Origin of the sequence: Agreia bicolorata (assembly GCF_000938265.1) — a bacterium.
Taxonomy (GTDB): domain Bacteria; phylum Actinomycetota; class Actinomycetes; order Actinomycetales; family Microbacteriaceae; genus Agreia; species Agreia bicolorata.
Genome location: NZ_JYFC01000005.1, coordinates 112,163 through 131,009, shown reverse-complemented (window position 1 = coordinate 131,009; position 18,847 = coordinate 112,163). Strand labels below are relative to the sequence as shown.

At 64.7% G+C, this 18,847-nt stretch carries 21 protein-coding genes; 16 read left to right on the top strand and 5 right to left on the bottom strand.

Going from position 1 to position 18,847, the window contains the following annotated elements; all coding sequences use genetic code 11:
- Positions 1 to 21 precede the first annotated feature (21 nt).
- The gene (locus TZ00_RS12415; protein ID WP_044442153.1) at positions 22 to 1,359 is read right to left on the bottom strand and encodes an aminotransferase class I/II-fold pyridoxal phosphate-dependent enzyme; all 1,338 of its coding nucleotides are present in this window, start codon (positions 1,357 to 1,359) and stop codon (positions 22 to 24) included.
- 145 nt (positions 1,360 to 1,504) lie between these two features.
- Between TZ00_RS12415 and TZ00_RS12410 the strand changes: the two genes are divergently transcribed.
- From TZ00_RS12410 to TZ00_RS12370, 9 genes are all read left to right on the top strand, one after another.
- Positions 1,505 to 2,353 carry a nitrilase-related carbon-nitrogen hydrolase gene (locus TZ00_RS12410; RefSeq protein WP_044442346.1) on the top strand — a complete coding sequence of 283 codons (849 nt, stop codon included), beginning with the start codon at positions 1,505 to 1,507 and terminating at the stop codon, positions 2,351 to 2,353.
- Between the two features lie 13 nt (positions 2,354 to 2,366).
- Positions 2,367 to 3,788, top strand: coding sequence for a dihydropyrimidinase (gene hydA / locus TZ00_RS12405; protein ID WP_044442152.1), 1,422 nt, complete (start codon positions 2,367 to 2,369; stop codon positions 3,786 to 3,788).
- Between the two features lie 9 nt (positions 3,789 to 3,797).
- Positions 3,798 to 4,814: a TIGR03842 family LLM class F420-dependent oxidoreductase gene (locus TZ00_RS12400; protein ID WP_044442150.1), complete on the top strand. Its 1,017-nt coding sequence runs from the start codon at positions 3,798 to 3,800 to the stop codon at positions 4,812 to 4,814.
- Positions 4,811 to 5,695 (top strand): ABC transporter permease, encoded by an 885-nt coding sequence (locus tag TZ00_RS12395; protein WP_044442148.1) that lies wholly within the window; start codon positions 4,811 to 4,813, stop codon positions 5,693 to 5,695. The genes TZ00_RS12400 and TZ00_RS12395 overlap by 4 nt, the downstream gene beginning before the upstream one ends.
- Positions 5,692 to 6,549, top strand: coding sequence for an ABC transporter ATP-binding protein (locus TZ00_RS12390; protein WP_044442146.1), 858 nt, complete (start codon positions 5,692 to 5,694; stop codon positions 6,547 to 6,549). The genes TZ00_RS12395 and TZ00_RS12390 overlap by 4 nt, the downstream gene beginning before the upstream one ends.
- Complete coding sequence (locus tag TZ00_RS12385) at positions 6,546 to 7,325, top strand: ABC transporter permease (RefSeq protein WP_044442145.1); 780 nt, start codon at positions 6,546 to 6,548, stop codon at positions 7,323 to 7,325. The genes TZ00_RS12390 and TZ00_RS12385 overlap by 4 nt, the downstream gene beginning before the upstream one ends.
- A gap of 57 nt (positions 7,326 to 7,382) precedes the next feature.
- Positions 7,383 to 8,534 carry an ABC transporter substrate-binding protein gene (locus TZ00_RS12380; protein WP_044442144.1) on the top strand — a complete coding sequence of 384 codons (1,152 nt, stop codon included), beginning with the start codon at positions 7,383 to 7,385 and terminating at the stop codon, positions 8,532 to 8,534.
- A gap of 112 nt (positions 8,535 to 8,646) precedes the next feature.
- The gene (locus tag TZ00_RS12375) at positions 8,647 to 9,972 is read left to right on the top strand and encodes an aspartate aminotransferase family protein (protein ID WP_420796235.1); all 1,326 of its coding nucleotides are present in this window, start codon (positions 8,647 to 8,649) and stop codon (positions 9,970 to 9,972) included.
- Between the two features lie 231 nt (positions 9,973 to 10,203).
- Positions 10,204 to 11,139: a LysR family transcriptional regulator gene (locus TZ00_RS12370; protein WP_044442142.1), complete on the top strand. Its 936-nt coding sequence runs from the start codon at positions 10,204 to 10,206 to the stop codon at positions 11,137 to 11,139.
- Positions 11,140 to 11,148: 9 nt separating this feature from the next.
- Here the strand turns inward: TZ00_RS12370 and TZ00_RS12365 are convergent, their stop codons facing one another.
- Genes TZ00_RS12365 through TZ00_RS12355 form a run of 3 tightly spaced genes read right to left on the bottom strand, consistent with a single transcriptional unit; the run spans position 11,149 to position 13,210 of the window.
- Positions 11,149 to 11,940, bottom strand: coding sequence for a hypothetical protein (locus tag TZ00_RS12365; protein WP_052521539.1), 792 nt, complete (start codon positions 11,938 to 11,940; stop codon positions 11,149 to 11,151).
- The gene (locus tag TZ00_RS12360) at positions 11,937 to 12,833 is read right to left on the bottom strand and encodes an ABC transporter ATP-binding protein (RefSeq protein WP_044442141.1); all 897 of its coding nucleotides are present in this window, start codon (positions 12,831 to 12,833) and stop codon (positions 11,937 to 11,939) included. The genes TZ00_RS12365 and TZ00_RS12360 overlap by 4 nt, the downstream gene beginning before the upstream one ends.
- Entirely contained in the window at positions 12,830 to 13,210 is a 381-nt protein-coding gene (locus tag TZ00_RS12355) for a GntR family transcriptional regulator (protein WP_174436072.1), read from the bottom strand. The genes TZ00_RS12360 and TZ00_RS12355 overlap by 4 nt, the downstream gene beginning before the upstream one ends.
- A gap of 168 nt (positions 13,211 to 13,378) precedes the next feature.
- Between TZ00_RS12355 and TZ00_RS12350 the strand changes: the two genes are divergently transcribed.
- The 7 genes from TZ00_RS12350 (at position 13,379) to TZ00_RS12320 (ending at position 18,112) form a co-directional block, all read left to right on the top strand.
- A complete protein-coding gene (locus tag TZ00_RS12350; RefSeq protein ID WP_044442342.1) occupies positions 13,379 to 13,876 on the top strand; it encodes a YceD family protein in 498 nt (165 codons plus the stop codon).
- Between the two features lie 27 nt (positions 13,877 to 13,903).
- Complete coding sequence (gene rpmF, locus TZ00_RS12345) at positions 13,904 to 14,107, top strand: 50S ribosomal protein L32 (RefSeq protein ID WP_044442139.1); 204 nt, start codon at positions 13,904 to 13,906, stop codon at positions 14,105 to 14,107.
- 50 nt (positions 14,108 to 14,157) lie between these two features.
- Complete coding sequence (gene rnc / locus TZ00_RS12340; RefSeq protein WP_044442138.1) at positions 14,158 to 14,889, top strand: ribonuclease III; 732 nt, start codon at positions 14,158 to 14,160, stop codon at positions 14,887 to 14,889.
- A gap of 1 nt (position 14,890) precedes the next feature.
- Entirely contained in the window at positions 14,891 to 15,796 is a 906-nt protein-coding gene (gene mutM, locus TZ00_RS12335; RefSeq protein ID WP_044442137.1) for a bifunctional DNA-formamidopyrimidine glycosylase/DNA-(apurinic or apyrimidinic site) lyase, read from the top strand.
- 63 nt (positions 15,797 to 15,859) lie between these two features.
- Complete coding sequence (locus tag TZ00_RS12330; RefSeq protein WP_044442136.1) at positions 15,860 to 16,093, top strand: type II toxin-antitoxin system ParD family antitoxin; 234 nt, start codon at positions 15,860 to 15,862, stop codon at positions 16,091 to 16,093.
- Positions 16,090 to 16,380, top strand: a complete 291-nt coding sequence (locus tag TZ00_RS12325; RefSeq protein ID WP_044442134.1) for a type II toxin-antitoxin system RelE/ParE family toxin — start codon at positions 16,090 to 16,092, stop codon at positions 16,378 to 16,380. Before TZ00_RS12330 ends, TZ00_RS12325 begins: the two co-directional genes overlap by 4 nt.
- Before the next feature lie 121 nt (positions 16,381 to 16,501).
- Entirely contained in the window at positions 16,502 to 18,112 is a 1,611-nt protein-coding gene (locus TZ00_RS12320) for a DUF4407 domain-containing protein (RefSeq protein ID WP_044442132.1), read from the top strand.
- On the opposite strand, the gene TZ00_RS12315 is transcribed toward TZ00_RS12320, so the two are convergent.
- Complete coding sequence (locus TZ00_RS12315) at positions 18,113 to 18,832, bottom strand: YoaK family protein (RefSeq protein WP_238579681.1); 720 nt, start codon at positions 18,830 to 18,832, stop codon at positions 18,113 to 18,115.
- Between the last annotated feature and the right edge of the window lie 15 nt (positions 18,833 to 18,847).

Here is an 18,847-nt window from a genome sequence, read left to right as displayed (position 1 = left end):
GTCGTCGAGAACGAACGGCCCCTAGGATGCGATGGCCGCCGAGGCCAGCAGCCTGCCGACCTGGTCGAAGTCGTCGCGGACACGGCCCGCCGTAATGCGAATGAACTGCTCGCTTTCGAGAGGAACCGCGTAGAACGAGCTTCCGGCGGCGACCTTGATTCCGGACGCTGCGAGTGAGAGAATCGCCGCCTTTTCGTCGCGCACGCGGAGCCACGTATTGATGCCATCCGAAGGGGAGTGGTCTGCGCCGTTGCGAACGAGCGCCTCGGAAAGGGCGCGTTGCCGGGCGTGATAGACGCGCCTTGCCTCCGAGATCTGCGTAACACTCGGCGATGCGGTGAGCAACTGATAGAGGATCGTCTGGAGCATGCGCGAGGTCCAGCCTGGTCCCACCATGCGCCTCGCGACCACCCGGTCGATGATGGCGGTGGGGCCGCCAAGCGCTCCGATGCGCAGATCGGGACCGTGCGACTTCGCGAAGCTCCGAACATGCAGAGTGCGATGCGGAAACCACTCACCGAGACTGAACGCCGGGCCCGTCGTGATCTCGCCCGAATGGTCGTCCTCGATGATCACGGGGTCAGTGAGGTGCGACTTGGCGCGGATGACGCGCGCCAGTTCGCGCGCTCGGCCGGCGGTGAGCGATACCCCTGTGGGGTTCTGTGCCCGGGGCTGAATGATGATGGCCGCGGGATTGAGATCGAGCGCGGACGAGAGCAGCTCGGGCCTCATGCCCTCGGAGTCGATCGCCACGGGAATCGCCTCGACCCCGAGCTGTTCGAGCAGGTCGAGGAAAGCGGGGAATCCAGGGTTCTCGACCACGACCCTGTCTCCGTAACGCACGATCGCCTCGAGCGACCGGCTGATCGCATCCAGGGCCCCGTCGAGAATCGTGAGGCTCGCCGGCACGAAGGGCCAGGATGCGCGCAGCTGCTTCTCGAGGTCGGGCAGCACACGCATGTCGAGGTAACTCGCCGTGTCTGCTCGGGTCGGAACGTGGCCCAGCGCGAGCGCCAGATCGGGCAGCAGCAAGGGATCAGGCGTTCCCGTCGAAAGATCGAGCCTGGCCACGACATGCGAGCCCGCGAGCTCGCCGTAGTGCGGGGGCATCCAGGCTGTCGACGCTTCGAGCACATAACTGCCGGCCCTGCCGCGTGAGGTGATGAGCCCCACTTTCGAGAGAGCCTGCCACGCATTGCTCACCGTTGCCGGGCTCACTCCGAGGGCCGCCGCCACGTCGCGAACCGTCGGCAGGCGTTCTCCCGATCGCAGCGCGCCTCCACGAATCAAGCGGGAGATGGCCGAGGCGATTCCCTCTGGAGTCTTGGTCTCAACGGCGCCAGTGATGGTGTCGAGCACTTCGGCCGTCCTTTCGTGGTGCGGTCAACCCTTGACTTATTTACGCCGACGTCACAATCTGAAATCTAAGAGAAATGTTCAACCCTGACAATAACAAAACGGGGTTCGAGCGGAAATGCTCAGCGCTCAGCGAGAGGACGATGCAATGACGGTAGTACGTGCAGCACTCACCCAGGCGACCTGGACAGGCGACAAAGAGTCGATGATCGCCAAGCATGAGCAGTTCGCGCGCGACGCGGCTGCTCAGGGAGCGCAGATCATCTGCTTCCAGGAGCTGTTCTACGGCCCCTACTTCGGCATCATTCAAGATGCGAAGTACTACGACTATGCCGAGGCAGCCGATGGCCCCACAGTGCAGAGGTTCCAGGCGTTGGCCAAGGAACTATCGATGGTGATCGTGCTGCCGATCTACGAAGAGGAGCAGCCCGGCGTTCTCTACAACACCGCGGTCGTCGTCGATGCCGACGGCAGTGTGCTCGGCAAGTACCGAAAGCATCACATCCCGAATCTGCAGCAGTTCTGGGAGAAGTTCTACTTCCGCCCCGGCAATCTCGGCTACCCCGTCTTCGACACCGCTGTCGGCAAGGTCGGCGTTTACATCTGCTACGACCGCCACTTCCCTGAGGGGTGGCGCGAACTCGGTCTGAACGGCGCCCAGATCGTCTTCAACCCGTCGGCCACGAAGCCCGGACTGTCGAACCGCCTGTGGGAACTCGAGCAGCCCGCCGCGGCCGCGGCTAACCAGTACTTCATCGGCGCGAATAACCGCATCGGCACCGAGACCGAGGAGTTCGGTGACGACGCCGTGACCTTCTACGGCAGCTCGTACTTCGTCGACCCGCGCGGCAACTACGTCGGAGACGTCGCGTCGACCGACACCGAGGAGATCGTCGTGCGCGACCTCGACCTCGAGGTGCTGCGTGAGGTGCGCAATTCGTGGCAGTTCTATCGCGATCGTCGCCCCGACTCCTACACGGCGACGGTCGCACCGTAACGAGGAGGACGACATGGCAACGACGCTGATCACCGGCGGAACGGTCGTCTCCTCGACCGGTCGCGCCCGGGCAGATGTGCTCATCGACGGCGAGACGATCGCCGCGGTTCTCGAGCCCGGCTCGGTGCTTCTCGGCACCGACCTCACCTCCGCCGTCGACACGGTCATCGATGCAACGGGCAAGTACGTCATCCCGGGTGGCATCGACGCCCACACCCATATGCAGATGCCGTTCGGCGGAACCGAGGCATCCGACACGTTCGAGACCGGAACCCGGGCCGCGGCCTGGGGCGGCACAACCACGATCGTCGACTTCGCGATCCAGTCGTATGGCGAAAAGGTTCAGGATGGCCTGGCGGCGTGGCATGAGAAGGCCGCCGGCAACTGCGCCATCGACTACGGATTCCACCAGATCATCGGAGATGTCAACGAGGAGTCGTTGCGAGCCATGGACGGTCTCCTCGACGAGGGCGTCTCGAGCTTCAAGCTCTTTATGGCCTACCCCGGGGTGTTCCTGAGCAGCGACGGGCAGATCCTGCAGGCGATGCAGAAGTCGGCGGCTACCGGCCTCATGACGATGATGCACGCCGAGAACGGGTCGGCCATCGACGTGTTCGCGCAGCAGCTCGTGAAAGACGGCTACACCGAGCCCTACTATCACGGCGTCTCCCGCCCGTGGCAGATGGAGGAGGAGGCCACGCACCGCGCGATCATGCTCGCGAATCTCACAGGTGCGCCGCTCTACGTGGTGCATGTCTCGGCAAAGCAGGCGGTCGGGCAGATCGCGACTGCACGCGACAACGGACAGAACGTCTACGGAGAGACCTGCCCGCAGTACCTGTACCTGTCTCTCGAAGACAACCTGGGAGCCGAGGGATTCGAGGGTGCCAAGTGGGTGTGCTCCACGCCGCTGCGATCGAAGCACGAGCACCACCAGGACCAGCTGTGGCAGGCGCTCCGCACCAACGACATCCAGATGGTTTCGACCGACCACTGCCCCTTCTGCATGAAGGGTCAGAAAGAGCTCGGCGTGGGCAATTTCACCAAGATCCCCAATGGCATCGGCTCCGTCGAGCACCGCATGGATCTGCTCTATCAGGGCGTCGTCAACGGCCACATCTCGCTGGAGCGCTGGGTCGAGATCACCTCGACCACGCCCGCGCGTATGTTCGGCATGTACGGAAAGAAAGGCGTGATCCAGCCGGGCGCCGATGCCGACATTCTCGTCTACGACCCCAATGGCCACACGTCGATCGGCTACGAGAAGACGCATCACATGAACCTCGACTACTCGGCCTACGAGGGCTACGAGATCGACGGTCATGTCGACACGGTGCTCTCTCGCGGAAAGGTCGTCGTCGACGACAACCAGTACCTCGGCGCCAAGGGCGACGGCAGGTTCATCAAACGCGGCCTCTCGCAGTACCTCATCTAAGGACCACGCATGGAATTCGGCGCAGTACTCCAGACCAACCCGCCCGCCTCCCGCACGGTGCATCTCGCCAAGCTGGCAGAGCAGCACGGATTCGAATACGTGTGGACGTTCGACTCCCACCTGCTCTGGCAGGAGCCCTATGTGATCTACAGCCAGATTTTGAACGAGACCCATCGGGTCAAGGTCGGCCCCATGGTCACGAATCCGGCCACGCGAGACTGGACCGTCACGGCATCGCTCTACGCCACGCTCAACGAGATGTACGGCAACCGCACCATCATGGGCATCGGTCGGGGTGACTCGGCGGTGCGCGTTACCAACGGTGCGCCCACCACCCTCAAGGCGCTGCGCGAGTCGATCCACGTGATCCGCGAGCTGGCCAACTCCCGACCCGTCGAGTACAACGGCGCGGAGCTGCGGTTCCCGTGGAGCGTCGGCAGTGAGCTGGATGTCTGGGTCGCCGCATACGGTCCGCTCGCGTTGAAACTCACGGGCGAGGTCGGCGACGGCTTCATCCTGCAGCTGGCCGACCTCGACATCGCGGAGTGGATGATCAAGACCGTTCGTGCGGCAGCGGAGAACGTCGGCCGCGATCCCGACGAGATCGCCTTCTGCGTCGCAGCCCCGATGTATATCGGCGACGACTGGCAGCACATGCGCGACCAGTGCCGCTGGTTCGGCGGCATGGTGGGCAACCACGTGGCCGACATCGTGTCGAAGTACGGCTCCGACTCGTCCGTTCCGACCGCGCTGACCGACTACATCAAAGACCGTGAGGGCTACGACTACAACGAGCACGGTCGGGCCGGCAACAGCCACACCGCCTTCGTGCCCGACGAGATCGTCGACCGATTCTGCCTGCTCGGAACCGCAGACGACCACATCGAGAAGCTCAAGAAGCTGAAAGACATCGGCGTGACCCAGTTCGCGGGCTACCTGCAGCACGACAACAAGGAGGAGACCCTCCGCGTGTACGGCGAGACGGTCATCCCGGCGCTCAAAGAGCACATCACGGCCAAGGCATGACCCGAACCGGTTCTCCACTCGGCCGCCGCGTACTCCTCGGAGTGCTCGGGGTTGTAGTGCTGGCCGCAATCTGGGAGTTGTACAAGGCGCTCGGGCCGGCGACCGGTGTGGTGATCGGCGACCTCACTGTGCTCCCGCGCACCAGCGACCTGGCGATGCCCCACGTCTGGGACATGGTTGCCCGGCTGTTCCGCCCCGTTCGCTCGGCCGGTGACGACGAGATGATGTGGCAGGCCGTGCTGCAGGCATCGTTCTTCAGCCTCGGCGTGGCCGCTGTGGGATGGTTCGTCGGCGTTGTCGTGGGCATGGTGCTCGCCATTTTCATGCAGCGCTTCCGAACGGCGGAGTCGGCGCTCCTTCCGTGGATCGTGCTCAGCCAGACCGTTCCACTCATCGCCATCGCTCCGCTGGTCAAGCGGTGGGGCTCGCAGATCGAGATCGGATCGTTCAGCTGGGAGAACTGGATGTCGGTCGCCCTGATCGCCTCGTACCTCGCGTTCTTCCCCGTGTCGATCGGAGCCCTGCGCGGGCTCGGATCTCCCGATGTGAACCACGTCGAACTCATGCGCACCTACTCCGTGGGCTGGTGGGCGACGCTCGTCAGGCTCCGTCTGCCGGCGAGCGTGCCCTATCTGCTTCCCGCCCTGCGGCTCGCCGCGGCCAACGCCGTCATCGGCACCGTCGTGGCCGAGGTGTCGATCGGTCTGCGCGGCGGCATCGGACGAATGATCGTGGAGTATGCCGCCGCGGCCGGGGGAGACCCCGCCAAACCGTGGGCGCCCATCTTCGGGGCGGTCCTGGTCGGCCTCCTGGCCGCCGGCGTCGTCGCCCTGATCGGCCTAGCCCTCGCCCGCTACCGTCGAGGAGAAACCCCCGCATGAGCACCGAATCGTCTGCACAGAACCAGCCCATCGCATCCACCGGCCCTGCGGCCGTCTCTGTGACCGGGGTGGGCAAGGTATTCGCCTCACGCAAGGGCGCGGATGTGACGGCGCTCGAAGCCGTCGACCTCACGATCGCGCCGGGCGAGTTCGTGTCGCTCATCGGTCCGTCCGGGTGCGGCAAGTCGACGCTGCTGCGGCTGATCGCCGACCTCGACACGCCCACGAGCGGATCGATCGAGGTGTTCGGCAAAACGGCCCGTCAGGCTCGCATCGACCAGGCTTACGGCATCGCGTTCCAACAGGCAGGACTGCTGCCCTGGCGAACGGTGCGCGCGAACATCGAGCTTCCGCTCGAGCTGCACAAGGTCGGCAAGGCAGAGCGCGGTGCGCGGTCTTCGGAGCTGCTGTCGCTCGTCGGGCTCGCTGACTTCGCCGACAAGTACCCGGACCAGCTGTCGGGCGGAATGCAGCAGCGCGTCGCCATCGCCCGTTCCCTTGCCGAGAGCCCCGGCCTGCTGCTGATGGACGAGCCCTTCGGAGCGCTCGACGAGATGACGCGCGAGCGCATGCAGACCGAGCTCGTGCGCATTTGCGCTGAGACAGGGGCAGCCGTGGTCTTTGTCACGCACTCGATCCCCGAAGCGGTATTCCTATCGAACAGGGTCGTGGTGATGTCGCCCCGCCCCGGACGCATCCGCGACGTCATCGCCGTCGACCTCGGTCGTGCGGAAGGGCGTGGCGAGGGGCTGCGCGAGGCCGACAGCTTCTTCGAAGCTGTGGTGGCCGTGCGCGAGAGCCTGCACGGCGAGGCCGCGGGGGCGCCCGCCGCGAGAGGGGTCGATCAACGATGAAACAGTCCGCGTCGTTGCCGCGCACGATCCTCGCGCCGATCCTTCTCGGCGTGCTCGCGGTCGCGCTCTGGCAGCTGGCCGTGGTCGCGCTCGAGATCAAGCCGTTTGTTCTGCCATCGCCGGTCTCCATAGCGACGGAGTTCTCAGGAAGCGTTTCGAGCGTATGGGCGGCGAGTCTTGTGACGGGGGCGAACGCGCTCATCGGTCTCCTGATCGGGGCGGTCGTGGGCATCATTGCGGCGATCATCGCCACCGTGCTGCCCATCACCGACGAGCTGAGCGCACCACTCGTCGCGGCCGCATCGGTGATTCCCATCGTCGCGCTGGCCCCCGTGTTCTACACGATGTTCGGCGCCGACAAAGAGACGGCGAGGCAACTCGTCGCTGCTCTCGCCGTGTTCATTCCGGTCTATCTCAACACCCTGCGTGGTCTGCGCCAGGCCAGGCCCGTGCACCGCGACCTGATGCGGGCGTATGGCGCGTCGGCCTGGCAGGCCACGCGTGCCGTCACCCTGCCCGGCGCAGTTCCCTTCCTGTTCATCGGGCTGCGTATCGCGTCGAGCCTGGCCGTTATCTCCGCCCTCATCGGAGAGTACTTCGGCGGTCCGATCGGCGGACTCGGCAAGTCGATCACCTCCGCCGCTGCCTCGAGCAACTATTCGCTCGCCTACGCGTATGTGCTCGGCGCCATCATTCTCGGACTCGTCTTCTACATCGTGACGCTGGGCCTCGAGAAGCTCGTCTCCCCGCACCGAGCCTCTGCCTCGGCCCCCTAGAAGTCCGCCTCTCCCCGGCGGCCCTGCACCATTCACCGCACCAACACAGGAGGAACAATGAAACACAGCAAACGCCTCATTGTCACCGGCGCCATCGCGGCGGTCTCAGCGCTCGCGCTCGCGGGCTGCAGCAGTTCGGGCGGCTCCGACGACTCCACCGATTCCGCGAGCGGAGAACTCACCCCGGTGACCCTGCAACTGCAGTGGTTCGCCCAGGCGCAGTTCGCGGGCTACTACGCGGCGCTCGACCAGGGTTACTACAAAGACGAGGGCCTCGACGTGACGATCCTCGAAGGTGGCGCCGACATCGTTCCGCAGGACGTGCTGTCGGCCGGCGACGCCGACTACGCGATCTCCTGGGTGCCCAAGGTGCTCGGCTCGATCGAGCAGGGCGCGGAGATCACGGACGTGGCGCAAATCTTCGAGCGCAGCGCCACAACGCAGATCTCAATGAAAGACAAGAACATCACCACAGCGGCCGATCTGAAGGGCAAGAAGGTCGGCAGCTGGGGCTACGGCAACGAGTGGGAGCTCTTCGCCGGCATGCAGAAGGCCGGCGTGGCGACCGACGACATCTCCCTGGTGCAGCAGGCGTTCGACATGAACGGCTTCCTCGCCGGAGACATCGATGCGGCGCAGGCCATGACCTACAACGAATACGCGCAGGTGCTCGAGGCCACCAACCCGGCGACGGGCAAGCTGTTCACCCCGGACGATCTCAACGTGATCGACTGGAACAAGGAGGGCACGGCCATGCTTCAGGACGCGATCTGGGCCGACTCGGCCAAGCTCGCAGATGACGACGCCTACGCCGACCAGACCGTCAAGTTCATCAAGGCGTCTATCAAGGGCTGGATCTACGCCAAGGACAACCCGGAGAAAGCCGCGGCCATCGTGACCGCTGCGGGCTCAACTCTGGGCGAGAGCCACCAGCTGTGGATGACCAACGAGGTCAACAAGCTGATCTGGCCGTCGACCTCCGGCGGCATCGGCATGATCGACGAAGACGCCTGGAAGCAGACCGTCGACATCGCGATGGGAACCAAGAACGAGACCGGCGCAACGGTGATCTCGGCCGAGCCCCCGGCATCCGCTCACACGAATGAGTACGTCGAGAAGGCTCTGGCAGAGCTGAAAGACGAGGGAGTCGACACCGAAGGTGCCGACTTCACGCCCATCGACGTCACTCTGAAGGCCGGCGGCGAGTAACACCAGCGTCACCATCACCATCGTTCTCTGAGCCTGTCAAAGGGAGCCTGTCGAAGAGCTTCCCTTCGACAGGCTCAGGGAACGTCGAACAGAAAGAAAAGGCACCACCGTGATTCCCACCTCTGACGACGGCAAGCGCGCATACGACCTCGACCGGGCGCATGTCTTCCACTCCTGGTCGGCGCAAGCCGCCCTTGACCCGATGGTCATCGCCGGCGGCTCCGGCACGCGGGTCTGGGATCACGACGGCAACGAGTTTCTCGACTTCTCGAGCCAGCTCGTCAATGTGAACATCGGCCATCAGCATCCGGCCGTGCGCGACGCGATCAAGGCGCAGGCCGACGTGCTCACCACCGTTGCGCCCGCCCATGCCAACCTCGCGCGCGGCGAGGCTGCCCAGCGCATCCTCGAGCGTGCGGGGTCGGGCTTCGGCAAGGTCTTCTTCACAAACGGCGGGGCGGATGCGAACGAGAACGCAATCCGCATGGCCCGGCTCTACACGGGGCGCGACAAGGTGCTGTCGATGTATCGCTCGTACCACGGCAACACCGGCGCCGCGGTGGTGGCGACGGGGGACTGGCGCCGCGTTCCGAACGAGTACGCGCGCGGGCACGTGCACTTCTTCGGTCCGTTCTCGTATCGTTCGGAGTTCTGGAGCGAGAGCCCGGAACAGGAGAGCGAGCGGGCCCTGCATCACCTGCGCCGCGTCATCCAGAGCGAGGGCGCATCGTCGATCGCCGCGATCCTCATCGAGACGATCCCCGGAACGGCCGGCGTGCTCGTTCCGCCGGCCGGATATCTCGCGGGTGTGCGCGCGCTCGCCGACGAGTTCGGCATCGTTCTCATCTTCGATGAGGTCATGGCCGGATTCGGACGCACGGGCGACTGGTTCGCGTTCCAGTCGCTCGCCGATGAGACCGGCGACATCGTCGTGCCCGACCTCATCACCTTCGCGAAGGGCGTCAACTCGGGCTATGTTCCCGTGGGTGGCGTGATCATTTCGCCGGCGATCGCCGCGGCGTTCGATGAGTCGGTCTTTCCAGGCGGGCTCACCTACTCCGGACATCCACTCGCGATGGCCTCCATCGTGGGTGCGCTCGACGCCATGGAGAGCGAGGGCATCGTCGCCAACGCGAAGCGGGTGGGCACCGATGTCATCGGGCCGGGCCTCGTCGCGCTGCAGGCCAAGCATCCATCGATCATCGGAGAGGTGCGCGGCCTCGGCGTCTTCTGGGCGCTCGACCTCGTCGCCGACCCCGAGACGCGCGAGCCCGTCGCGCCGGCCGTGATCGGGGCGTTGAAGACGAAGCTGCTATCGCTCGGGCTGTTGCCCTTCTTCGCCGACAACAGGCTGCACGTCGTGCCGCCCTGCGTGGTGACCGACGACGAGGTGGCCCGGGCGCTCGATCTCTACGACCAGGCCTTCTCGAGTCTCTGATCAGCGCGTGGGCTGTGGGCGGTAGCCGTCGCGCACCACGACCACGATGCTGCCGACGACGCCTGCGAGTGCGAGGAGGGAGAGTGAGACGAGAGCGATGATCATGGTGCTGTCCTTTCCGCCTAATGAAGTGTTCTTATGTGAACACTCTGCGCTTGAAGAACGCGTACTACAAGTGAATTGTTCTTCGTTGACTGTGTAGCCTGGCTTCGGTGATCTAGACTCGAATTCATGGACGTCGGACGACTCAATCTGTTGCGCGAACTCGCCGAGCGAGGAAGCATCACAGAGGTGGCCAAAGCCACCCATCGCACCGCATCGGGTATCTCGCAGCAGCTTCGCAAGCTCGAGTCCGAGGCGGGGCTTCCGCTCACCGAGAAGGTGGGTCGGGGCATCGCTCTGACCGACGCGGGCAGGGCGCTTGCGCGTAGCGCGACCGACGTTGCCATCGCGCTGGAGAAGGCCGAGGCCGTGTGGGACGAGTTCCGCAACGACCCTACGGGCACGGTCTCGCTCGCGACCTTCCCGACGGCGGGGCAGATGCTGCTGCCTGGCATGCTCAAGCGCGTCGCCGAGACGGGTGGCCTCACTGTGCACTGCTCTGATCGCGACCCGGAGTCCGAGGGATTCCCCGCGTTGACAAGCGACTTCGACATCGTGCTCGCGCATTCACCGAAGCCGGCCGCCTTCTGGAGCGACAAGAATCTGCTCGCCGTGCCGTTGATGACCGAGCCCCTCGACATCGCGCTTCCGCCCGGGCATCGCCTGGCCGATAAGGAGTTTCTGGTGCCGAGCGACCTCATCGGTGAGCAGTGGATCGGGGTGCCCTGGGGCTACCCGTTCGAGCGCACGCTCAACGACATCTTCGAAGCCGCGGGGGTTCCGGTGAACTTCTTCCAGCGCTTCGGCGATACTCGCGTGACAGAGGCGCTGGTAGCTGCGGGGCTCGGCGTCGCTGTGCTGCCCTGCTACACGGCTGCGGGAGCGTACCGCGACCGCATCGTGCTCAAGAATCTGCAGGGTGTTGTCGCCGAGCGACACATTGCAATTCTGATGCGGCCCGATCGCGCCGAGCGCCTAGCCGTGCGCACGGTGGTGGATGCGCTACGCGCCGAAGCGGCCGCCGTGGTTGCGGCGAACAAGCACCGCAACCCGCCGGCCACCTAGCGGTCGTCGTCAGTTCTTCGGGGTGGCCCTGCGCAGGATGAAGTAGCCGGTGATGGCGGCGACGACGGTCGGCGCGAGACTCCACGCGATCACGCCTGAGGGGCCGTTCGTGTCGAACCAGGCGCCCACCGCCGGCCAGCTGCTCGTGAACGACACCAGTGCGATGCCGGCGATCAGCACGATGCCGAGGGTTCCGAACAGCGCCAGCATGCCGTTGTTGCGCCAGCGCTGGTAGATGGTCGCGATCGCGGCGCCGACGAAGTAGAAGAACAGGTACGTCGCGAAGTAGAGCCCGAAGCGCTCGATCCACGACGCATCGGCGCCCCCGAAGTAGAAGCTGGCGAACATGGTGCCGCCGAGCCCCCACCCGTCGGTAGCCACTTCGATGGCGGCCAGGATGGTGAGGCCTGCGCTGTAGACCGCCGAAAGGGCGATGAAGGTGAGCGCACTGCCCAGCCAGAAGTCGCGTCTTGTCACGCTGAACCCGAGAGCGAAGGGGAACGTGTAGGCCACGGCCTGGATGCCCAACACGAGCATGTACACGAAGATGTAGAAGAGGGCTCCGGAGTAGGTGATGCCGTCTCGCGCGTCGGCCCTGTCGGCCTCGCTCGAGACCGACGCGAAGATGATCCACCAGACGGCGACGTTCACCACGAAGATGCCGCCCATGATCATCCACGGCACTGCGAAGACGCTATAGCGGTTCACGAGGTGCAGTCGAACGACGGCGAGAATGTTCGACGCTCCGCCGGGTCGGTCGATCCGCGCTTCGTCGAGAGTTGGTTGGGTGAGGGTACTCATGCGCTCTGCTCCAATACTGTCTCGGTCTGGTTGCTGCCGGTGAGACGCACGACCAGCTGCTGCAGTGACACGGGCGACAGCTCGAGGCCCATTTCGGTAGCGCGTGCGCGATCCTGGGGTGTGAGTCGGCCGACCGTAACGGAGGCGAGGCCACCGATCCCGTCGCGGTGCAGTACATCTCGGTCGGCGACGAAGGCGTCGACGCCCTGCCGAGTGCCGACCACGGTGGTGGCTGATCCGCGGAGGGTCTCCGCGTCTTGATCGACGAGCAGCTTGCCCTCATCGATCACGAGAACGTGCTCGAGCAGGTTGCTCACCTCGTCGATGAGGTGCGTCGAGAGAATGACGGTGCGTGGATTCTCGCCGAAGTCCTCGAGGAGCCGGTCGTAGAAGATCTGCCGTGCCACGGCATCCAGACCCAGGTACGGCTCGTCGAAGAACGTCAGTGGGGCTCGGGATGCGAGGCCCACGATGACGCCGATGGCCGACAGCTGGCCGCGAGACAGCTTTTTGATGCGTCTATTCAGTGGGAGCCGGAAGTCGGCGATCAGGCGGTCGGCGAACTCGGCGTCCCAGTTGGGAAAGAACCAGGGCGCGCTGGTGAAGACGTGCCGAGGCTTGAAGTCGTCGGGGTAGCGCTGGCTCTCTTTGATGAAGCACACATTCTTCAGTACACCCGAGTTCTCGACGGGGTGTTCGCCGAAGATGCGGATGTCACCGCGAGTCGCGAAGTCCTGTCCGGTCAGCAGCTGCATCAGGGTGGTCTTGCCAGCGCCATTACGGCCGAGCAGTCCGTGGATGGTGTTCTTCTGAACGCTGAAGCTCACATCGTCGACGGCGGTCGTGTCGCCGAAGCGGCGGGTGAGGTGGGATGCCTCTACTACTGCACTCATGCTGTGCCTTCCTTTCTGATCATGTCGATCAACTGCGCTTCGCCGATGCCGAGTTTCTCGGCCTCGATGATCAGCGGCGCGACGAATTCGTTCTGGAACTGGTCTCGGCGCTTGGCCACCAGTCGCTTTCGGGCGCCGGATGCGACAAACATGCCGATGCCGCGCTTCTTGTAGAGGATGCCGTCGTCGACGAGCACGTTGACTCCCTTGCCTGCTGTTGCCGGGTTGATGCGATGGAATGCGGCGAACTCATTCGTCGACGGAACCTGCGTCTCTTCGGGCAGGGCGCCGGCGATGATGTCGTTCTCGATCAGCTCGGCGATCTGCACGAAGATCGGTCGAGAGTCATCCACGACAGTTCCCCTTCGTTGGTTCATTACTCATGTAACTAACCAACCAGGTGTGCCGTCTGCTGTCAAGACCTTTTCGTGCGCACCCTCAGGGGAGTGTCTGTCTGGGCGGGGGTAGACTCGAACGTTGTGAACAAATTCAAGAAGACGCCCTACACGGTGGGGGTGCACGACCTCATCCACCGGCCCGGCGAGATGCGCGAGCACGAGCTCGAGATCGTTGTTCCCGAGAAGCTCGGCGAGGGTCTCGTGGCCGTTCAGGCCGACTCCATCCTCGACGTCGACCTGCGTCTCGAGGGCTTGCACGACGGCATCCTGGCCTCGGTTCAGGTCTCCGGAACGGCCGATGGAGTCTGCGGGCGCTGCCTCACCGACATCCATCTGCCGGTAGAAGTCGAATTCCAAGACGTTTTCGCGTATTCTCTTGACGAAGCTTTTGATTACTCGGTTCTCGACGATCACGTCGACCTCGAGCCGATGGTCAGGGATGCGGTGGTACTTTCACTGCCGTTCCAACCGGTCTGTCGGCCGGATTGCCCAGGACTCGACCCGGAAACGGGCGAAAAGCTGGCCGATCAGCCGCACGACGAACCCCAGCAGAGCACCGATCCGCGCTGGGCTGCGCTCGCCGACTTTGAAGCTTCCACACAGACTGACCAAGCAGACACCGACGCCTCCGCGCGACCCGAGTGACCTGAACGATAGAGAAAAGAGAAGATCATGGCTGTTCCGAAGAGAAAGATGTCGCGGGCTTCCACCCGCATGCGTCGCGCTCAGTGGAAGGCTACGGCCCCCACCCTCGTCAAGACGATCGAGAACGGCAAGACTGTCTACAGCCTGCCGCACCGCGCCAAGATCGTCGAAGACTCCGCAGGCACCCCCCTGTTCATGGAGTACAAGGGCCGCAAGGTCGCAGACATCTAAGACTCCTGCTGTCGGCAACGACAACAGATGCGTCACCAAGGAGCGCCTCGATGGTTTCTGAACATGAAACCGACGGGTCGCTCCTTTTGGCGACTCTGCAGATCGATCTTCCCGACGACCTGCTCGAGCTCGCCCTGACTCATCGCTCGTATTCGTACGAGCACGGCGGCATCCCCACGAACGAGCGCCTCGAGTTTCTCGGCGACTCGATTCTGGGCCAGGCGGTCACGGTCATGCTCTACCGTCGCTTTCCTGATCTCGAAGAGGGAGAGCTGGCCAAGCGCCGCGCCAGCCTCGTGTCGACGGTCGCTCTGGCGGAGATTGCGCGAGGCATCCAATTGGGCCGTTTCGTTCGGCTGGGCCGCGGCGAGGAGCTCACGGGTGGCCGCGACAAGCCGTCGATCCTCGCCGACACCATGGAGGCCGTCATCGGCGCCAGCTACCTTGGTGCGGGGCCTGATGCGGCGACCGCGCTCGTTCTGCGTCTCGTCGCGCCGCTCGCCACCGCTCCGGGTCACTTCCGCATCTCGATGGACCCCAAGACATCCCTGCAAGAGGCCGCGGGCCAGCGAGGCCTGGCCGCCCCTGTCTACGAACTCACCGAGTCCGGACCCGATCACCAGAAGGTGTTCGTGGCGAACGTGCGCGTGTCGACCGCTGCCGGTGTCGTCGTCGCCGAGGCATCCGGCACCGGTCCATCGAAGAAGCAGGCCGAGGCATCCGCGGCTCGTGATGCCGTCGCCACGCTGTCTGCGTTGCCGGCAGAAGCGGCATCGGCCTAGAGTGCCCGAACTCCCCGAAGTCGAGGTCGTGCGGGCGGGCCTCGAGAGGGCCGTCTCCGGCGCGGTCATCACCGCTGTCGAGGTCTTCGAGCAGCGGTCGCTCAAACGGCACAGCCCCCTGGCCGGCGCCTTCGTCGACCTGCTCGAGGGTTGCCGGATGCTGTCGGCGGTTCGCCGAGGCAAGTTTCTCTGGTTCCCGCTCGACGATGCGACAGACGCCGGCGGACACGCCCTCGTCACGCACCTCGGCATGAGCGGTCAGGTGCTGCTGCGCACCCCGGGCGTCGAAGAAGACGGCCTGCTGCGCATTCGCCTGCATATCGAGCACCCCGAGCACGGTGAGTTCTGGGTGAACTTCGTCGATCAGCGCATCTTCGGCTCGATGGCCGTCGACTCCCTGCGGCCGACGACCGACGGACGAGCCGCGGGGCGGGGCAGCGAGCTCGCCTCCATTCCCGGTCAGGTGTCGCATATCGCACGCGACCCGCTCGATCCGGCGTTCGGGGACTCGGCTTTCTTCGCCGCGCTCGCGCGCAAGAACACCGGCATCAAGAGGGCGATGCTCGACCAGAACCTCATCAGTGGTATCGGCAACATCTACGCCGACGAGTCGCTGTGGGCCGCGCGCATTCACTACGCTCAGCCTGCATCGTCGCTGTCTCGCGCCAAGGCCGCTCTACTTCTCGGCGAAGTGCGGCTGGTGCTCGAGAAGGCGCTGGCCGAGGGTGGCACGAGCTTCGATGCTCAGTACGTGAACGTCAACGGGGCGTCCGGCTACTTCTCGCATTCACTCAATGTCTACGGTCAGCAGGGCAAGCCCTGCCCGCGATGCGGGCGCCCGATCGTGCGGGAGAGTTTCATGAATCGCGGCTCGCACTTCTGCGCCCACTGCCAGAAGCTGCGCTGATTCGCGCTCCACAAAGTTCGGCTCACCTCTCGGGTCAGTACCAATATTTGGTACATTGGCCGTATGGCGACGAATACATCGATCAGTCTCGACGATCACTTCTCAGTCTTTCTCGCTCGTGAGGTTGCGACCGGTCGCTATCGCTCGGCAAGCGAGGTTGTCCGCGCCGGATTGAGGCTGCTCGAAGACCAAGAGACGCAGATGTCCGCGTTGCGTGCCGCGCTCGATGCCGGTGAACAGAGCGGCAAGGCCGAGCCGTTTGACTTCGATGAGTTCATTGCGGCGAAGAAGCGGTGAATCAGTACCGGCTCACCCCGGCAGCGCAGAACGACCTCTCGTCTATCTGGGACTTCACGCAAGAGCGCTGGGACGTGGATCAGGCGGAGAGTTACGTCACGGAGATCAGATTCGCTATCGAACGTGTCGCTGCCAATGTGAAGCGAGGGCGTGCGTGTGACGACATTCGTGAAGGGTACCGACGCTACGCGATCGGCAGTCACCTGATCTTCTTCGTCGAACGCGGCTACGGCGTCGATGTCATTCGTATTTTGCACCAGCGAATGGATCCGACTCGTCACCTGTAGCGGTCCGGATGGACGGATCCGAGAGCGGGCCGGACAGGGCTGATTGAGAGGATGCTCACCGGATGCTCAGGGTCGGTGCGTGCATACTTGCCGCTGATCATTCGAACAGGAAGGACTCGGCGTGAACGAAAACGACGAATCCACCGGGCCCCAGCTGGAGCCGTGGTTCAGCGAGACCCCGAAGCCGCGCAAGCGTACCGAGGCAGAGACGGTGCCGATCGAGGCACTGTCCGGCGTCGACTTCTCGAGTGACACTCTGCCAATGACCGCCGCACCCACCGAGCAACTCTCGGTCGAGCAGCAGGAGCAGCCGTGGTTCGAGCGCGACATCGACGCTCAGCCGGAGGCATCCGGTGCCGCGGCCGCAGACGAAACGCCGGCGCCCACAGACGAATCCGCCGAGAGGCCGAACGCGCGCCGTCGCCGCCTGCGCCGCACCAGCCTCGCCGTGCTCGGAGGAGCCCGTCCCGACGCCATCGAGGGCGCCCCCGGCGACCGCCAGGCCTACTCGTCGATGGCTCTCATTCTGATGTTCACGGCCACGGTCGCCGCGCTCTCGATGGCTTTCGCCCTCGGCATGGTTTTTCACGCCGACTGGTTCTGGTTCATTCCCGTCGGCATCTTCTGGGGTGCCGGAATCTTCGCCATCGACCGCGCCCTCACCATCCAGCTGTCGAATACCAAGGGCGCATGGAAGACCACCTTCGCCGTCGTTCCCCGGGTACTGCTCGCGGCCATTCTCGGCACGGTCATCTCGACCCCGGTCACTCTGCAGATCTTCGCGCCGGAGATCAGCGCGCAGATTCTGGTGATGGAGGCCGAGGCGCGCACGGCCTTCGCGAACCAGCTCGCCAGCGACCCGATTCTCTCGACTGAAGACCAGGTGCGCGCGACGATCGCGAGCAACCAGGCGATCATCGACAAGAGCGATGCGGTCGACCCGATGACCGACCCCACATACGCCGCCGCAAAAAAGGCTGAAGATGCGGCTCTCGCCGATCTCAACGCTAAAACCGCCGCGTGGCAGTCGGAGGCCAACGGCACCGGGGGGACGGGCCAGTTCGGTGCGGGCGCTGTCACCGCCGTAGCGAAGGAGGCCGTCGACGCGGCCCAGGTCGTCTACGACCAGGCGCAGAAAGCAACCGCCGCGGCACTCGCCACCGCGCAGCCCGCCTTGAAATCACAGCTGACGGAGTCGAAGACCACGGCGCAGGCCGCGCTCACCAAGGCGCGGGCTGATCTGGCCACGATCGAGCAGCGCAAAGCCGACTTCCAGGCCCAGAACGACGCGGCCGTGTCGTCGAGCGACGGCATCAGCAACCGCCTCACGGCGCTCGACCGACTGAGCAAAGAGAGCCCGTCGGCCGGGCTCGCCCACGTTATGGTCTTCCTTTTGTTCTTCGCGATCGAGCTGCTTCCGGTGATCATCAAGCTGCTGCGCAATCTCGGCAACAAGGAGTCGGTGCACGACGAGACAGCGCGCGAACGCGATCGCACCGAGATCGCCCGCGTGCGCCAGCAGTTCGCGCTCGAGCGCGACCAAGCGCTTCTGGATGCTCAGATCACCACGGGCAGGCTGGCTACGCTCAGGCAGCTGGCCGAGCACGAGGAGGAACTGGCGCTCGCCACAGGCAAAGAGCGCAACCTCGGACTCGACGATCGCGTGCGCAGCAAGAGCCAGGACTTCTTCGACGAGTGGGACCGCGAGCAGTCGGCGCAGCGCCGCCCCTGATCAGGCGGAGGCTTCGACCTCCGAAGGCTCCACGGGAGCGTGGTGGGGCCGACCCGTGAGGTGCCCGATCAGCGCGACCATAAGAGTGATGAAGGCGGCCAGCGCCACGCCCCAGCCGATATGGATTGTCAGCAGCAGAGCGCCCATAGCGGCACCCCCACCGATGAGCAGGATGGCGCCGGCCCGCCGGAACCACGGCTGGCCTGAGCCGCCGGCCAGTCGCGAGTCGGCAGCGAGACCGGTGATCGTCGACGTCACCACGACCGTGGTCACGTCTTTCACGGCGATGTGCCGCGCGGTCGCGGCCTGCACGCCCATAACCAGTGCGAAGAAGCCCGTGAAGATGTACTCGTAAGGGGCAGGGGGAGGGCCGTCGTTCACAAAGAGGGCGATGGTGAGGCCGACCATGACCGTGCCGACGATGCTGAACAGCACGGTGCTGTGCGTGGTCCAGCCGACCTTCACTGGGCGCAGTACCCGGCCGCCGATCGCGGCGCCCAGCATAAATGCGAACAACGCCACGAGCGGGCCGATGACCGGAAGGCCGTCGGCGCCGGCGATCGCCATTCCGAGAATCACGACGTTGCCGGTCATGTTGGCCGTGAACACCCTGTCGAGGCCGAGGTAACCCACCGCGTCGGCGATGCCGGTCGAGAACGTGAGAGCGAGCATCAGACCGAGGTGCAGATGGGCAGGCTTGCTGCGGAGTCTTCGGAGCACGGGGCACCTGATCTT

Coding starts and splice junctions, on each gene's coding strand:
- TZ00_RS12410 (WP_044442346.1), top strand. CDS start 1,505: ATGACGGTAGTACGTGCAGCACTCACCCAGGCGACCTGGACAGGCGAC.
- hydA (WP_044442152.1), top strand. CDS start 2,367: ATGGCAACGACGCTGATCACCGGCGGAACGGTCGTCTCCTCGACCGGT.
- TZ00_RS12400 (WP_044442150.1), top strand. CDS start 3,798: ATGGAATTCGGCGCAGTACTCCAGACCAACCCGCCCGCCTCCCGCACG.
- TZ00_RS12395 (WP_044442148.1), top strand. CDS start 4,811: ATGACCCGAACCGGTTCTCCACTCGGCCGCCGCGTACTCCTCGGAGTG.
- TZ00_RS12390 (WP_044442146.1), top strand. CDS start 5,692: ATGAGCACCGAATCGTCTGCACAGAACCAGCCCATCGCATCCACCGGC.
- TZ00_RS12385 (WP_044442145.1), top strand. CDS start 6,546: ATGAAACAGTCCGCGTCGTTGCCGCGCACGATCCTCGCGCCGATCCTT.
- TZ00_RS12380 (WP_044442144.1), top strand. CDS start 7,383: ATGAAACACAGCAAACGCCTCATTGTCACCGGCGCCATCGCGGCGGTC.
- TZ00_RS12370 (WP_044442142.1), top strand. CDS start 10,204: ATGGACGTCGGACGACTCAATCTGTTGCGCGAACTCGCCGAGCGAGGA.
- TZ00_RS12365 (WP_052521539.1), bottom strand. CDS start 11,940: ATGAGTACCCTCACCCAACCAACTCTCGACGAAGCGCGGATCGACCGA.
- TZ00_RS12360 (WP_044442141.1), bottom strand. CDS start 12,833: ATGAGTGCAGTAGTAGAGGCATCCCACCTCACCCGCCGCTTCGGCGAC.
- TZ00_RS12355 (WP_174436072.1), bottom strand. CDS start 13,210: ATGAACCAACGAAGGGGAACTGTCGTGGATGACTCTCGACCGATCTTC.
- TZ00_RS12350 (WP_044442342.1), top strand. CDS start 13,379: ATGCGCGAGCACGAGCTCGAGATCGTTGTTCCCGAGAAGCTCGGCGAG.
- rpmF (WP_044442139.1), top strand. CDS start 13,904: ATGGCTGTTCCGAAGAGAAAGATGTCGCGGGCTTCCACCCGCATGCGT.
- rnc (WP_044442138.1), top strand. CDS start 14,158: ATGGTTTCTGAACATGAAACCGACGGGTCGCTCCTTTTGGCGACTCTG.
- TZ00_RS12330 (WP_044442136.1), top strand. CDS start 15,860: ATGGCGACGAATACATCGATCAGTCTCGACGATCACTTCTCAGTCTTT.